Annotated in this window: 14 protein-coding genes; 10 read left to right on the forward strand and 4 right to left on the reverse strand. The window is 44.4% G+C overall.

Features of this window, described 5'->3' with window-relative positions:
- Positions 1 to 48: 48 nt before the first annotated feature.
- Positions 49 to 816 (reverse strand): nucleotidyltransferase domain-containing protein, encoded by a 768-nt coding sequence (locus AACW06_RS10230; RefSeq protein ID WP_168521804.1) that lies wholly within the window; start codon positions 814 to 816, stop codon positions 49 to 51.
- A gap of 134 nt (positions 817 to 950) precedes the next feature.
- On the opposite strand from AACW06_RS10230, the gene yeiP reads away from it, so the two are divergent.
- Positions 951 to 1517: an elongation factor P-like protein YeiP gene (gene yeiP, locus AACW06_RS10235; protein WP_168521802.1), complete on the forward strand. Its 567-nt coding sequence runs from the start codon at positions 951 to 953 to the stop codon at positions 1515 to 1517.
- A 2-nt stretch (positions 1518 to 1519) separates the two neighbouring features.
- Positions 1520 to 1840, forward strand: coding sequence for an HI1450 family dsDNA-mimic protein (locus AACW06_RS10240; protein ID WP_053309351.1), 321 nt, complete (start codon positions 1520 to 1522; stop codon positions 1838 to 1840).
- Between the two features lie 90 nt (positions 1841 to 1930).
- Here AACW06_RS10240 and yqfB read toward each other — a convergent pair whose 3' ends face one another.
- Entirely contained in the window at positions 1931 to 2266 is a 336-nt protein-coding gene (gene yqfB / locus AACW06_RS10245; protein WP_192074979.1) for a N(4)-acetylcytidine aminohydrolase, read from the reverse strand.
- Between the two features lie 175 nt (positions 2267 to 2441).
- Here yqfB and hutC point away from each other — a divergent pair, with 175 nt between their 5' ends.
- The 6 genes from hutC (at position 2442) to AACW06_RS10275 (ending at position 9651) form a co-directional block, all read left to right on the forward strand.
- Positions 2442 to 3155, forward strand: a complete 714-nt coding sequence (gene hutC / locus AACW06_RS10250; RefSeq protein WP_238336671.1) for a histidine utilization repressor — start codon at positions 2442 to 2444, stop codon at positions 3153 to 3155.
- 115 nt (positions 3156 to 3270) lie between these two features.
- Positions 3271 to 4497 carry an imidazolonepropionase gene (gene hutI / locus AACW06_RS10255; RefSeq protein WP_443263246.1) on the forward strand — a complete coding sequence of 409 codons (1227 nt, stop codon included), beginning with the start codon at positions 3271 to 3273 and terminating at the stop codon, positions 4495 to 4497.
- Complete coding sequence (hutG, locus tag AACW06_RS10260) at positions 4490 to 5503, forward strand: formimidoylglutamase (protein ID WP_192074982.1); 1014 nt, start codon at positions 4490 to 4492, stop codon at positions 5501 to 5503. The genes hutI and hutG overlap by 8 nt, the downstream gene beginning before the upstream one ends.
- 72 nt (positions 5504 to 5575) lie before the next feature.
- Positions 5576 to 7273: a urocanate hydratase gene (hutU, locus tag AACW06_RS10265; RefSeq protein WP_192074983.1), complete on the forward strand. Its 1698-nt coding sequence runs from the start codon at positions 5576 to 5578 to the stop codon at positions 7271 to 7273.
- An 11-nt stretch (positions 7274 to 7284) separates the two neighbouring features.
- Positions 7285 to 8817 (forward strand): histidine ammonia-lyase, encoded by a 1533-nt coding sequence (gene hutH, locus AACW06_RS10270; protein WP_053309346.1) that lies wholly within the window; start codon positions 7285 to 7287, stop codon positions 8815 to 8817.
- A gap of 108 nt (positions 8818 to 8925) precedes the next feature.
- Positions 8926 to 9651 (forward strand): DUF3581 domain-containing protein, encoded by a 726-nt coding sequence (locus tag AACW06_RS10275; protein WP_192074984.1) that lies wholly within the window; start codon positions 8926 to 8928, stop codon positions 9649 to 9651.
- Between the two features lie 45 nt (positions 9652 to 9696).
- Here AACW06_RS10275 and AACW06_RS10280 read toward each other — a convergent pair whose 3' ends face one another.
- Both AACW06_RS10280 and ydiJ read right to left on the reverse strand, forming a co-directional pair.
- Entirely contained in the window at positions 9697 to 10158 is a 462-nt protein-coding gene (locus AACW06_RS10280; RefSeq protein ID WP_192074985.1) for a methyltransferase family protein, read from the reverse strand.
- A gap of 103 nt (positions 10159 to 10261) precedes the next feature.
- The gene (gene ydiJ, locus AACW06_RS10285; protein ID WP_192074986.1) at positions 10262 to 13297 is read right to left on the reverse strand and encodes a D-2-hydroxyglutarate dehydrogenase YdiJ; all 3036 of its coding nucleotides are present in this window, start codon (positions 13295 to 13297) and stop codon (positions 10262 to 10264) included.
- Positions 13298 to 13501: 204 nt separating this feature from the next.
- Here ydiJ and AACW06_RS10290 point away from each other — a divergent pair, with 204 nt between their 5' ends.
- Both AACW06_RS10290 and AACW06_RS10295 read left to right on the forward strand, forming a co-directional pair.
- On the forward strand, positions 13502 to 14191 hold the full coding sequence (locus AACW06_RS10290; protein WP_192074987.1) for a DUF3334 family protein: 690 nt from the start codon (positions 13502 to 13504) through the stop codon (positions 14189 to 14191).
- Positions 14192 to 14317: 126 nt separating this feature from the next.
- Positions 14318 to 15004 carry a DUF2786 domain-containing protein gene (locus AACW06_RS10295; RefSeq protein ID WP_192074988.1) on the forward strand — a complete coding sequence of 229 codons (687 nt, stop codon included), beginning with the start codon at positions 14318 to 14320 and terminating at the stop codon, positions 15002 to 15004.
- Positions 15005 to 15011 lie beyond the last annotated feature (7 nt).

Here is a 15011-nt window from a genome sequence, read left to right on the forward strand (position 1 = left end):
CCAACGTCATCATTTATCATGCGCTAATACGATGGTATCAGCGCACGATCAGCCAATCCGAAATTCTGTTTTTTTGTACTGCTTTACAAGCCAGTGACCATAGGAATCTAAAATACCGATCACCGAACGTTTGGCAATCGGCCGCCCAGATAACAAAATACCGAGCCTATTGATTTCAACTTCCTTTTCTGGGTGATAACGAAGAAATTGTTGACCACATTCAATCGGGTCATCAAACCAACCTTTGTCACGGTACATCACCAGTGAATAACTTGCTCGCAATAGCTTTTTAGCAATCACAATCTGTGCTTTGCTCTGCTCACTGGCAGAATTGGCTTTGGCGATTTTATCGCGGTAAAAAAGCACCCAATCTTCAACATCCATATTCCAATGCTTGGCAATCTCCCAACTGGGTTCAAAATCACCAAAGCACTCAGCTAAGTCATCCCCCCAAACACAAACACAGCAGTGGCGAAGCATAAAGCCCCACGTAAAAATACTATCGAGCGAGGCAACCTCCGATACTAACGCCGTTTTTATCGACACTTCCGTTATGTGTGGAAAACTCTTTTGGAAACGCCATTTAATGGTGTTGAGTAACGTGGTTCGAGTTTCGGGGAAATCCGCGTGTGTGACCACCACAACGTCTAAATTTGAGCGACCATAACGTGCTGTTTTTCTCGCCACACTGCCATACAAATAAACACTGTGCAGATTGTCTCCCAAACCCGCACGAAGAAACCTGATGAGATCATCAATCGCTGCTTGGTATTCAGTTTGAAAAGCTTGTTTAGGGTCGATAACCGATAAATACATAACAAAAAACGTTAATTAATAGAGAAATGGAACACGCACATCATGTTCTACCATGCAAACCGATCAATCAAGATATTCCTTTTCTAGAGCTGCAAGGTATAATGCGCCGAAATTAAGTATGAAGGAAAAATTCCATGCCAAAGGCGAATGAATTAAAGAAAGGTTTTGCCATCGTTTCTGGTGGTAAAACACTACTCATCAAAGATATCGAAGTGACTACTCCAGGTGGTCGTGGCGGTTCTAAAATCTACAAGTTGCGTTGTACTGATTTAAACACTGGTGCTCGTGTTGATGAACGTCTAAAAGCTGACGATTTTGTTGATACCGTAGATATGAACCGTCGCGCTGTATCGTTTTCTTATGTTGACGGTGACGAGTACATTTTCATGGACAATGAAGATTATACTCAGTTCACGTTCAAGAAAGACGAGATCGCAGACGAACTACTGTTCATCACCGAAGAAATTCAAGGTATGTTCGTCGTCGTTGTAGACGGTTCAGCGGTTGCGCTAGATGTACCTTCATCAGTAGAACTTGTAATTGAAGAGACTGACCCTTCTATTAAGGGTGCTTCTGCATCAGCTCGTACGAAACCTGCACGACTAAGCACTGGCCTAGTTGTTCAAGTACCAGAATACGTAGCAACGGGTGATCGCATTATTGTGAACACTGCTGAACGCAAATACATGAGCCGAGCATAATAATGTCTGATTTAATTTCTTACGACGACGCGATCGACGCTGCCTATGACATCTTCCTTGAGATGGCTCCTGACAACTTAGAACCAGCAGATGTAATCCTATTTACCATGCAGTTCGAAGAACGCGGAGCTGCCGAGTTAGTTGATGTAGGCGATGATTGGGTTCAACACGTGGGTTTCGACGTTGATAAGGAAGATTACGCGGAAGTATTGATCGGCCTTGTGAATGAACAAGACGATGTGCTAGATGATGTGTTCGCAAGAATGCTCGTCAGCCGCGACCCAGACAAAAAGTTTTGCCATATCCTATGGAAACGCGATTAATCGTATCCATATCGGAATACAACGCCAATCGCTTTGATTGGCGTTGCTGTTTCTAACCTAGGTAACGTATATCTTTACTTTTAAGTCGTGCTATTTGTGTCTGGCATCGCTTTCCACCAGTTGGTAATAAATCACATACAACTGCTCTATCCCAGGGTAAATATCTTGGATAACTTGCTTGAGCGTTTCCAAGCTCATGTTTTCTTGCGCAGCGTGAAACTCACTCAGTTCACTGAATAAAATAGGCTCTACCGCATCAACTTTCAGTCGACAAAACCACTTCCCTTCTTCCAACGTGCTCACATCTACGATCGAACCAGCCTGATAGTGGCTCTCACTTTCATCTCGAATGGTGATCACTTTCTTTTTTGCCAAAATATCCGCTTCGAAACGCGCGAAAAAAGTCATTTCAGTGGGTATAGTCATTTATATTTTCTCTAATTTATCAAACAAAAACATTCTAAGGGGTTATTCAACAAAGCCCAAATAAGTTTATTGATGTGAGATGAGTGGTAACATCACGCATCGACAGTATCTAAACATTGCATTTTTCAGTCACTTCATTAATTATTTGTATATTCAATTAAAACCGATAATACCGATGTCAGCCTCACCATTATATAAACAAATAAAACAGTTTATTTTAGATAATATAGAAACGGGTCACTGGCCGGTAGGTCATCGTATTAGTACTGAATTAGAACTGACTGAACAATTTAATGTCAGTCGAATGACCGTCAATAAAGCGATTAGAGACTTGGTTTCTGATGGCAAACTACAACGCAGGCCTAGGCTCGGTACATTTGTTTGCGCCCCTGAAGAGAAAGCAGAATCACCGCTACTGGATATCCGCAACATCGCTGATGAAGTGATTAGCCGCGGGAAAAATTACCACAGCAAAGTGCTCAAACAAGTAGCATTAGCCGCCGACGAAAATGTAGCGACCAAACTTGGCGTCATGCTTGGGTCACAGGTTTTTTACAGTGAAATCATACACTTTGCGAACAAATCCCCCTTACAGCTAGAGGTGCGTTGGGTCAATTGCCACTATGCACCTCACTACCTTGAGCAAAATTTCTCTTTAATCACTCCTAATCAGTATTTATCGCAAAACTGCCCGTTAAGCGCCATTGAGCATACCGTAGAAGCGATTATCCCCGATTCTCATACCAAGCAATTATTACAGTTAACGAGCAATGAGCCTTGCTTGCTGTTAAATCGAAGAACATGGAGTGGCGATAAGTTAGTTAGCTCTGCACTGCTTTATCACCCAGGTTCTAAGTACAAATTAACCTCTAAAGTACTGCTCAGCTAAAGATTAACATTCCACCATTTAATCACAGTTCCGCAACATTACTCTTGCACAAGCCACCTTTTTGTCTTATTTATTTGTATATACATTTAGGCATTTGTAAACTTGCATAGAAAAAGTGAGAGCAACCATGGATTTGATACTGACTAATGCTCGCGTTATCAGCATGGAAAAGGGTAAACAAGGCTACCAGCCCAGTGCGCCTCAAACCATTTATATTCAAGCAGGAAAAATTCACTCTCTGCTCAGTGCTAACGAACCTATCTATACTAACTATGACTGCCCTATTATTGATTGCCAAGACAAGCTAATAACTCCGGGATTGATCGATTGTCATACACATCTGATCTATGCCGGCAACCGTGCCAATGAGTTTGAAATGCGCTTGCAAGGTATTCCCTATCAAGAGATCGCAAAACAAGGTGGCGGCATTTTATCAACCGTCAACGCGACAAGAGCGGCTTCGGTTGAAGAGCTGGTTGAGCTTGCTCTGCCTCGTTTAGAGGGGCTAATCCGATCAGGAGTCACCTCTGTAGAGATCAAATCTGGCTACGGTTTAACGCTTGATGATGAAATAAAAATGCTCAAAGCAGCTAAGATGCTGGAAAACTATCGCCGCATAAAAGTCGTCACCACGCTACTCGCCGCCCACGCGATCCCACCAGAATTTCAACACCGCGCCGATGACTATATCGACCATATTTGCCAAACAATCATCCCGCAAGTTGCTGAGCAAAAGCTAGCAAGCAGTGTCGATGTATTTTGCGAATCGATCGGCTTTAATCTCTCGCAAACAGAAAAAGTCTTTCAAGCGGCAATCAAACATGGCTTGCAGGTAAAAGGCCATACTGAGCAACTATCAAATTCAGGCGGAACCGCTTTAACGGCGCATTATCAGGGTTTATCCGCTGATCATATCGAATACTTGGATGAGCAAGGCGTAAAAGCGTTAGCGCAATCCAATACGGTAGCAACATTACTACCCGGCGCATTTTACTTCTTGCGTGAAACCCAAAGCCCACCAATAGAGTTACTGCGTAAACATACTATTCCCATGGCGATTGCCACCGACATAAACCCTGGCACTTCACCATTTGCAGACCTGACATTGATGATGAACATGGCCTGTACTCTCTTCAATTTAACCCCAGAGGAAGCATTACGTGGTGTGACTCAGCATGCAGCGCAAGCACTCGGTTTTGCGCCGTCGCGGGGTGTCATCGCAACCGGGTATGACGCCGATTTAGCCATTTGGAACATAACCCACCCTGCTGATTTAAGTTATCAAGTGGGTATTCCTCGTTTATATGCTCGCGTAGTTGATGGAGAACTCACCCATGACTAACCTCAATTTACCTAGCGCCCAACATAGTTTTAACTGGCAAGGTCGTGATGATGTAGAAGATGGCGAGTTAAGCACTCGTGTGCATCATCAGGCTCACTGCTGCCAAGTCGATGAACTTCAAGCACTACATATTGAACGTCATCACGCCATTGCTGTAGTCGGTCTTGAATGCGATGCTGGTGTTGCGCGTAATAAAGGACGTATTGGAGCTCAACATGCTCCGAACCTAATCAGACAAGCGTTAGCTAATTTAGCGTGGCATAAAAAATCAACATTTTACGATTTAGGTAATATTCGCTGCGAAGGGGACGAACTTGAACAGGCTCAAGCAAGCTGTGCAGATATCGTTGCTAAAGCACTCAATCATATGCCCGTCATAGTACTAGGCGGGGGACATGAAGTAGCGTGGGCAAGTTTTCAAGGCCTCGCTCGACATTTTAAACACAACCAAATAAAACAACCGACAATCGGCATCATCAACTTCGATGCACATTTTGATTTACGCGCGTTTGAATCAGACACGGCAGAGATCAAACCAAGTTCAGGCACACCCTTCAATCAAATTCACTCATTTTGTCAGCAGCAGGGTTGGGATTTTAACTACGCCTGCTTAGGTGTTAGTCGTGCCAGTAATACTCCAGCGCTGTTTAAACGAGCTCGAGAACTGAGGGTTTTGTATATGGAAGACTCTCAATTTTCCACATTAAGCCCAATTGATCACCTCCGTGAATTACAGCACTTTATCAACCGATGTGATTATCTTTACCTCACCATTGATTTAGACGTTTTCCCCGCAGCTACCGCGCCAGGGGTCAGTGCCCCAGCGGCTCGCGGTGTCAGTTATGACGCGCTGGCCCCTTATCTCGATAAAATTCTTTATCACAAAAACAAATTACTGATTGCCGATATCGCCGAGTACAACCCTCAATTTGATGTCGACAACCAAACTGCACGCCTTGCCGCACGGCTGTGCTGGGATATCGCCAACGCGATGACCAACAATTAACTTTTTTGAACAACCCTACACTTGGCGACATAACAACAATAGCCAATGGAACCAAACACAAGGAGTCTCAACATGACGCAGCACCACTCTCAAGGTCAACGTCTGGATACCACACGTACTATTCGTGCGCCGCATGGCACCACACTGCGCGCTAAATCATGGCTAACCGAAGCGCCGCTTCGCATGCTGATGAATAACTTAGATCCTGATGTAGCCGAACACCCACATGCGCTCGTCGTTTACGGTGGCATTGGCCGAGCAGCTCGTGATTGGGCATGTTTTGATAAAATTGTAGAAGTGCTAGAACGTCTGGAGGAAGACCAAACCTTGCTGGTTCAATCCGGTAAACCCGTGGGCGTGTTCCCTACCCATAAGAATGCGCCTCGGGTGTTAATTGCGAACTCTAACCTAGTACCACACTGGGCAAATTGGGAACATTTTAATGAGCTCGATAAACAAGGGTTAATGATGTACGGCCAGATGACCGCAGGTTCGTGGATTTACATCGGCTCACAAGGCATTGTTCAAGGAACCTATGAAACCTTTGTCGCAGTTGCCAAAAAACACTTTGCTGGTAATGCAAAAGGCCGCTGGGTATTAACCGGCGGTCTGGGTGGAATGGGTGGCGCACAACCGCTAGCTGCCACTATGGCGGGCTTTTCAATGATTGCTGTTGAGTGCGATGAATCGCGTATCGACTATCGTCTTCGCACTGGTTATGTCGACAAAAAAGCCACCAGCATAGATGAAGCTTTAACGATGATTACGCAATCAGACACGCCGATTTCTGTTGGCTTGCTCGGTAATGCGGCGGACGTTTTCCCGCAGTTAGTCGAACGCAATATCACCCCAGATGTGGTGACTGACCAAACATCAGCACACGACCCGCTAAACGGCTATTTACCACTCGGCTGGAGCATGGAACTCGCCTATCAAACTCGTTTAGAAGATGAAGCCAAAGTGGTAAAAGCGGCCAAGCAATCAATGGCGAACCAAGTCCGCGCAATGCTTACCTTGCAACAACGTGGCGCTGCAACTCTTGATTACGGTAATAATATCCGCCAAATGGCATTAGAAGAAGGCGTTGAAAACGCGTTCGATTTCCCTGGTTTTGTCCCTGCTTACATTCGCCCATTATTCTGTGAAGGGATTGGGCCATTCCGATGGGCCGCGCTTTCTGGCGACCCAGAAGATATTTATAAAACCGATCAAAAAGTCAAAGAGTTGATCCCTGACAATCCTCATCTACATAACTGGTTAGATATGGCACGTGAGCGGATTCACTTCCAAGGTCTCCCTGCTCGTATCTGCTGGGTTGGTTTGAAAGATCGTGAACGTCTCGGTCAAGCTTTTAACGAAATGGTTAAAAATGGCGAACTCAAAGCACCAATCGTTATTGGTCGCGACCACTTAGATTCAGGTTCAGTCGCGAGCCCGAACCGCGAAACCGAAGGCATGCTCGATGGGTCAGACGCCGTCTCCGATTGGCCATTGCTCAATGCATTACTCAACACCGCCGGCGGTGCAACATGGGTCTCTTTACATCATGGTGGCGGTGTCGGGATGGGCTTTTCTCAACACTCTGGCATGGTTATTTGTTGCGATGGAAGTGACGATGCATCACAACGTATTGCTCGCGTACTACACAACGACCCAGCAACTGGCGTGATGCGTCATGCTGACGCAGGTTATGGCATTGCAAAACGTTGTGCTAAAGAACAAAAACTGGATCTACCGATGCTTAACCAAGAGCTTGCGCAACTGAAGTAAGGACCATGAAAATGTTAAATCTTGTTATTAAACCAGGGCAACTAAGCCTAAAACAATTGCGCCAAATCAGTCGTTCACCGGTTGTGGTATCGCTTGATCCAAGTGCTATACCAGATATTGAAGCCAGCACTCGAGTGGTTGAGCAAGTTATCGCCGAAAACCGTACCGTTTACGGCATCAACACCGGCTTTGGCCTGCTCGCCAATACCAAAATCGCACCTGAAGATCTGGAAACTCTGCAAAGAAGCATTGTCCTTTCACACGCAGCTGGTATCGGTAAATTCATGTCGGATGAAACCGTTCGTTTGATGATGATATTAAAAATCAACAGCTTATCTCGGGGCTTTTCAGGCATTCGCCTTGCAGTGATTAACGCATTGATGGAGCTGGTAAATAGCCAAGTCTACCCTTGTGTACCACAGAAAGGTTCCGTGGGTGCTTCGGGCGACCTTGCACCACTGGCACACATGAGCACCGTGTTACTGGGCGAAGGTCAAGCACGCCACAACGGTGAGGTAATTTCCGGTTTAGAAGCATTAAAAATTGCAGGTTTAGAACCCATTACCCTCGCACCAAAAGAGGGACTGGCTTTACTAAACGGCACGCAAGCCTCTACCGCTTTTGCACTAGAAGGGTTGTTTGCTGCTGAAGATTTATTTGCATCAGCAACCGTGTGTGGTGCCATGTCAGTTGAAGCGGCGCTAGGCAGCCGTCGACCATTCGACCCACGCATTCATCGTGTTCGTGGCCATCGTAGCCAAATGGACGCCGCTACAGCTTATCGACATATGCTGGATATTAGTAGTGAAATTGGCGATTCACACACCGCGTGTGAAAAAGTACAAGACCCTTATTCACTGCGCTGCCAACCGCAAGTTATGGGTGCTTGCTTACAACAAATTCGCAATTCTGCTGAAATTTTGCAAGTTGAAGCCAATGCGGTTTCAGACAATCCATTAGTCTTTGCCGATGACGGTGACATTATCTCTGGCGGCAACTTCCACGCAGAGCCTGTTGCTATGGCTGCGGATAACTTAGCACTCGCGATTGCCGAAATCGGCAGCTTATCTGAACGACGTATGGCACTTTTGATTGACAGTGCACTCAGTAAGCTGCCTCCATTTTTAGTCGATAATGGCGGCGTCAACTCCGGTTTCATGATTGCGCAAGTTACAGCAGCAGCGCTTGCCAGTGAAAACAAAACCCTTGCCCATCCGGCATCGGTTGATAGCTTACCAACCTCAGCTAATCAAGAAGATCACGTATCCATGGCCACTTTTGCTGGCCGCCGTTTACGTGATATGAGCGAAAATACACGGGGAATTTTGGCCGTTGAATACCTTTCAGCAGCTCAAGGGCTAGATTTCAGAGCGCCCAACAAGTCATCAACACGAGTCGAAGAAGCCAAACAAATCCTGCGCGAGAAAGTACCGTTTTACGATAAAGACCGTTACTTCTCACCGGATATTGAACAGGCCAATACGCTACTCAAGCTGGCCGTTCATAACCACTTAATGCCCGACATGCTACTACCGAGCTTTTAAACACCGACCTGAGCCTCACCTTTTGTGAGGCTCATCTCACTGGATAGACCATTCATCCGACTTTCTTCGCTTATAATCCAACGCAGTTTTGGCTAGAAAGCGTAAATTATGTTTCTGACTCCTTATTTTTCACATCAAGACAAGCAATTCCAATTCACTCGCCAACAAGCGAGCCATTTTGCAAAAAAAGTGGCGGGCGATTTCAATCCGATTCACGACGAAGATAGCAAGCGCTTCTGTGTACCGGGCGATCTTCTCTTTGCAGTGCTGTTGCAAAAAGAAGGCATCAGCCAAAAAATGCGTTTTAATTTTTCTGGCATGGTGAACGACGGCATAGCACTGCATATTGAAAATAAGTGTGATAAAGAAAGTGCAGTCGTTGATACGAGTGGTAAAGAATACTTGCATATGAACCGTGAAGGCCAAGTTAGTCATGATGCGGCCTTTATCGAGCATGTGGTCACTAATTACGTTCAATTCTCAGGTATGAACTTCCCACACATCATGGTTCCACTAATGGAAGAAGCGCAGATGATGATCAACTGCCAACGTCCATTGGTTATTTATGAAAGCATGGAAGTGGAATTTAACCGCTTAGATCTAACTCATCCTGAAGTGTCGTTTTCCGGTGCATCCTTTGATGTGGATGGTAAACGTGGCGTAGTTACCCTGAATTTTGTCTTTAAAGAGGAAGGTAAAGTTGTCGGTAAAGGCGTAAAACGCATGGTGGCAAGTGGCCTCAAGCCTTACGATCAAGATGCCGTTGATGATTTGGTTAACCGCTTCAATGAACGCAAAGAGATGTTTCTAGCTAAGTTTTCTGCAGCTGCATAACAACCATACATAGATACCCATAGCCCTGCCAACTTGGTGGGGCTTTTAAATCCAGCGCCTCACTCGCTGTTTATAATCAACATACTCCTCACCAAACAGTCTCTCCAAAACCCGTTCTTCTGGGAGGATCTGTAACCGATTCATAAACCATACAAACAAAAAGACAATGGCAAAACTTAGTATGTTTTGTTGCCAATAAGCCGTAGCAAAAAGTAGTAAAAGCAACCCTAAATACATAGGATTGCGTGAGTAACGATAAATTCCACTATCAACAACACATGATGCGTTTTCCGGCTTAGTTGGATTAACTGTCGTTTGCACTTTGCGAAATTCATGAATGCCCCACAAGCCGACAATGCCGGACAGCACGAAGCAAATCGTAAATACCACCGCAGGTAAAGGCAATGTAATGCTGGCAAAAACAAAGAGGTGGGAAAGACGATTCATCAACACCAGTGCTACGATAAACACCGCGACTGGTGGAATCTTAAGTTCTAATTTATCCATCGTTTACTCTCTCAATCTTACTGCAACTCCAAGTATAGCCATAAAATCTAGAAAAAAGCCCAGTCACAAACTGGGCTATTTGCTTAACCAACACTCGGATAATTTACACCAAGGCTAACAACGCTTGTAGAGGATGCTTTGGTTTAAAGTGCTCGAAGCGTTTAACTTGGCTACGACACGAATAACCAGTGATCAAACAGCGCTCCTTCGGCAATTTTTCTAAACTTGGTTGCCAACTTAAACCATAAATATCTTTGGACATTTCAAGTTTATCGAGTTCATGACCAAAGGTTCCAGCCATGCCACAACAACCGACAGGAACGGTATGAAGTTTTGCGCCAAAGTGAGTGAAAATCATCCCCCACTCTTTTTCTGCATTAGGCAACTTTGTTTTCTCGGTACAATGAGCAAACAAATACCAAGCCTCGGTATCTAAAGCTTCACTAGTATTAAACTCGGCCAAACGAGGCAACAACCATTCATGCACAGTCAATACATCAAAATCACCACGCTTATCGCCCAGAATCTCGTTGTACTCATCGCGATAACAGAGCACAAGTGCCGGGTCAACACCGACCATCGCAATATTAAGATCAGCCACTTGTGATAAAAATGCCGCGGTATTTTGCGCCGTTGAGGTGAACTGTTTTAAGAAACCTTTAATATGTTGTGCTTTACCGTTAGGTTTAAACGGCAACAGAATTGGATTTTTGCCCAACTTGATCAGTAATTGGATGAAATCTTCAACCACGTCTGCATCGTAATAGCTTGTAAATGGATCTTGCACCACAATCACATGTTGATCGCGGTCTTGTTGAGACAATCCAGCCAAACGCTGCAAGTTAAAATCAACGCTATGGCCAGCCACACGTTTTGCCAAAGTTGGCACAGACAACAGCGGTGCATCGACATACCCAACCGTTGATGCAGTCAAACTTTGCACCCACTTTTGTGAAAGCGCAGCATTTACCACTCGTGGTACCTGCGCCATTAACGGCAACATGCTTTCAATATTTGCAACCAAGTAATCTTTTGCTGGGCGTTGATAGCGTGAATAGTAAATATTGAGGAAACGCGAACGAAAACTCGGTACATCCACTTTGATTGGACACTGACTAGCACATGCTTTACATGCCAAGCAGCCATTCATCGCTTCATAAACTTCGTGAGAAAAATCGTATTGATGACGTTTATTTAATGAATTACGAACACGCTCAATCATTGTTTTGATGGTAGGTGACGATTCTAACACTTGTTTTTCAAGATCAAGAATATCAACACCTTGCTCCGTTAATTGGCGTAACCATTCCCGGACTAACCCTGCTCGACCTTTTGGTGATTGACGACGATCAGCGGTGACCTTCATCGATGGGCACATCGGAGAGCTAGTATCATAATTAAAACAGAGACCGTTTCCGTTACACTCCATCGCTTGCTTGAAACTGTCACGAACTTGAACATCGATTTGGCGATCAAAGTACCCACGTTTAGTATCCGTCACTTTCACTAATTCAAAATTAGTATCGAGAGGGGTACATATTTTGCCGGGGTTCATCTTATTGTGTGGGTCAAACGCCGCTTTGACTCGTCGCAATTCAGTAAACAGTTCCTCACCAAAAAATTCAGGACCGTATTGTGAGCGATAACCTTTGCCATGCTCACCCCACATCAAACCGCCATATTTTGCGACAAGCTTGACGACTTCATCCGACACTTCATGCATCATCAGTTCTTGTTGGGGGTCACACAAATCTAACGCTGGTCGAACGTGAAGAACTCCTGCATCCACATGACCAAACATGCCATAACTGAGCGATTTGCTATCAAGTAAGGTTCGAAATTCAGCAATAAAGTCTGCTAAGTTTTCTGGCGGTACACACGTGTCTTCGGCGAATGCGACTGGTTTTGCTCGGCCTTTTGCCGCACCCAATAAGCCAACCGCTTTTTTACGCATGTTATAGATACGGTTGATGCTAGCTAAATCACTACACACTTGGTAGCCAATAATGCCTGCTTCTTGATTGGTAAGCATTTTCTCAAGGCGCATTGTTAGTGCTTGAACTTGCTCCGAAACCTCTTGTTCATCTTGCCCTGCAAATTCAACCATGTTGATGCCTTGCATCTCCTTGCCTGGGACATCTGCAAGCAAGTCACTAACACTGTGCCAAACGATATCTTGCTTGGCCAGGTTCAGTACTTTTGAATCAACCGTTTCAACCGATAACGCTTTGGCTTCGACCATCAAAGGAGCATTACGCAATGCTGAATCAAAAGTGTTGTATTTCACATTGACTAACGTACGAGCTTTAGGGATAGGGGTTAGGTTTAGCGTGGCTTCGGTAATAAATGCCAGAGATCCTTCTGCACCACACAATACACGGGTCAGGTTAAACGAATCACTTTCTTCATCAATAGCATTTTTGAGATCATAACCGGTCAGAAAACGGTTAAGTGCTGGGAATTTCGCAACAATTTGCGCCCGCTTTTCACGGCACACCGCTTCGGTCACTTGTAACGCTTGATCTGCAAATGAACCTTGTTCAGCCATACCAAGTGACATATCAGACTCAAGCAGTGATCCATCGGCAAATACCGCTTGTAACGACAGCACATGGTCTGAGGTTTTGCCATATTTCAATGACCCTTGCCCAGAAGCATCAGTATTAATCATGCCACCCAATGTAGCGCGATTACTGGTTGAAAGGTCGGGCGAGAAAAAATAGCCATAAGGGCGTACTGCATCATTAAGCTGATCTTTCACAACACCAGCTTGAACACGTACCCATCCTTCTTCTGCATTAATTTCAATGACTTGATTCATGTGGCGAGACAAATCAACTACAACACCTTTCGTTAACGATTGGCCGTTGGTCCCCGTACCACCACCGCGCGGTGAAAATGTCACTCTCTCAAATTCAGGTTTTGAACTAATCTTACCTATAAGAGATACATCATGCGTCGATTTTGGGTGGACCACCGCTTGAGGTAATTGCTGGTAAATGCTGTTGTCAGTAGCAACGGCGAGTCGACTAGAGTATTGTGATTCAATATCGCCACTAAACCCTTCTGCTTTGAGTTGTTGTAAAAAGCTCAAAACAACGGGATCGACGTCTGATTGGTGGTGAAGTCTTGGTAACATTTGCTTCCTGCCCCTACTGTGCTGATCCAATCAGCTGTGGGTTAATGGTTAATTTGATATTAATCTTTGAATTTCGTCACTTTACAACATTTAAAAAGGTGATCAAATCAGAATTTCAATGCAAGAATGGATCTATGGGTTGCATTTTTCTTATTGGATTCAATATCAGCCTTTTTTAAGCCATTGCACATTACGGATATAAGAATGAAAAAAAATAAAATTGTTACGACCGAAGACATCTTGTTGAAACTTTGCCAATCTGTATCGGGCGTCCTCAGCTCAGCGACAGCAACCAATGTCGCCTACTCAGCCATGGTGCAAAAAATCAACAAGACATCACTAAAGCCTGATTTCGGTTGTTTTGTACTGTTTGATGGGGGGTTCTCTGGACTGGTGGTGATTAACTTTACTGCTAAAGCAGCATTAGAAATATACACTAGCTATATGCGTAATATGGGAATGCCAGAGGAAGAACTTGCGGTATTACACACTTCTGATGAAGTGGGTGACGTACTTGGTGAATTGATGAATCAACTCGTGGGTGATTTCACCAACAAAATCCGTAAAGAGCTGCAAACTAACATCACTCAAAACCAACCCAAAATGCTGTCGTTAAATAAACAGGTTATTTTGTCTGTTGATACGAATTTAGACCGACCTCAAGCCCGCCGAGTAACCTTCTCGACAGAAAATAACAATATTTTCTATCTTGAGTTAGCGATGGATAAAACAGAGTTTATCCAACTTGAAGAGTTTGAGATACAAGAAGATGAAAGCCCTGATGCCATTTTAGAAGCGACTCAACAAAAACTTTCAGAGAAAGCAAAACGCGACGAACAACAAAATAGTAATACAGATATTACCACTGACTTGCTTGATGAACTGGGGATTTAACACCCTTTAATCGCTACTCTCGCTGCCTAAAACTAGGTAGCGACTTCTGCTTGGCTTTCACTTCCCACTTAAAACCGCTAAAATGCCGAACTTTTCTAAAAGTTGAAGCACTGTATTTGCAAATTGATGGATAAACAAAAAGCCTTAAAGAAAATCGCTAAATGCCTTGAGCTTGGTAATTCCGCCAATGTGAATGAAGCGGCTAATGCCATCAAAATGGCTCACCGCCTCATGCTCAAGTATGGACTTGATAAAGATGATATTGAATTTATCAAGATGGGCAAAACCCAATCCACTCACTTATTGCCTACTTCTATTGGCTCTTCATTGCTACGTGTCATTCGTGGTATTAACACCAAGTTTGGCGTTGAAGCGGTACTGCTGAACCATAAAGGTCTTAAGCGTGTCGAGTTTATTGGTGAGGCTGATCGTGCTATTTTTGCCGCTTTTGCTTTTGACATCATATATCGTGAAATGAATGAGCACACAGGTCAATTTAGAAATAGTTTTGCAGGCAGTGGCACGTCTAACACAGAGGTCACTCGTCGCGTCAATTCGTTTGTATCGGGTTGGATAGAAGGAGCTCTCGAAAAGCTGCCAACCATTACCGCTGATGATGAATCGAATAATAAAATCAATAATTACATCGACAAAGAATTCAAGAACATTGATCGCGAAACCTTCAAACAGCAACTTAGAGATGCGATGAAAAATATCACCGCAGACTACGAAACGGGGCTCAAAAAAGGTCGCAAGATATCGGTGAGTCGCCCTATAGATGGCGCTCCAGTAGTCCCCAAGAGACTCAAATAATCAGAAA

Source organism: Vibrio sp. S12_S33 (assembly GCF_963889785.1).
In the GTDB taxonomy this organism is placed as follows: Bacteria; Pseudomonadota; Gammaproteobacteria; order Enterobacterales; family Vibrionaceae; genus Vibrio; species Vibrio aestuarianus.

Bases quoted from the DNA above. Each gene is read 5' to 3' on its own strand.
- yeiP (WP_168521802.1), top strand. From the start codon at position 951: ATGCCAAAGGCGAATGAATTAAAGAAAGGTTTTGCCATCGTTTCTGGT.
- hutC (WP_238336671.1), top strand. From the start codon at position 2,442: ATGTCAGCCTCACCATTATATAAACAAATAAAACAGTTTATTTTAGAT.
- hutG (WP_192074982.1), top strand. From the start codon at position 4,490: ATGACTAACCTCAATTTACCTAGCGCCCAACATAGTTTTAACTGGCAA.
- ydiJ (WP_192074986.1), bottom strand. From the start codon at position 13,297: ATGTTACCAAGACTTCACCACCAATCAGACGTCGATCCCGTTGTTTTG.
- AACW06_RS10295 (WP_192074988.1), top strand. From the start codon at position 14,318: ATGGATAAACAAAAAGCCTTAAAGAAAATCGCTAAATGCCTTGAGCTT.
- AACW06_RS10240 (WP_053309351.1), top strand. From the start codon at position 1,520: ATGTCTGATTTAATTTCTTACGACGACGCGATCGACGCTGCCTATGAC.
- AACW06_RS10280 (WP_192074985.1), bottom strand. From the start codon at position 10,158: ATGGATAAATTAGAACTTAAGATTCCACCAGTCGCGGTGTTTATCGTA.
- hutU (WP_192074983.1), top strand. From the start codon at position 5,576: ATGACGCAGCACCACTCTCAAGGTCAACGTCTGGATACCACACGTACT.
- AACW06_RS10230 (WP_168521804.1), bottom strand. From the start codon at position 816: ATGTATTTATCGGTTATCGACCCTAAACAAGCTTTTCAAACTGAATAC.
- hutH (WP_053309346.1), top strand. From the start codon at position 7,285: ATGTTAAATCTTGTTATTAAACCAGGGCAACTAAGCCTAAAACAATTG.
- AACW06_RS10290 (WP_192074987.1), top strand. From the start codon at position 13,502: ATGAAAAAAAATAAAATTGTTACGACCGAAGACATCTTGTTGAAACTT.
- yqfB (WP_192074979.1), bottom strand. From the start codon at position 2,266: ATGACTATACCCACTGAAATGACTTTTTTCGCGCGTTTCGAAGCGGAT.
- AACW06_RS10275 (WP_192074984.1), top strand. From the start codon at position 8,926: ATGTTTCTGACTCCTTATTTTTCACATCAAGACAAGCAATTCCAATTC.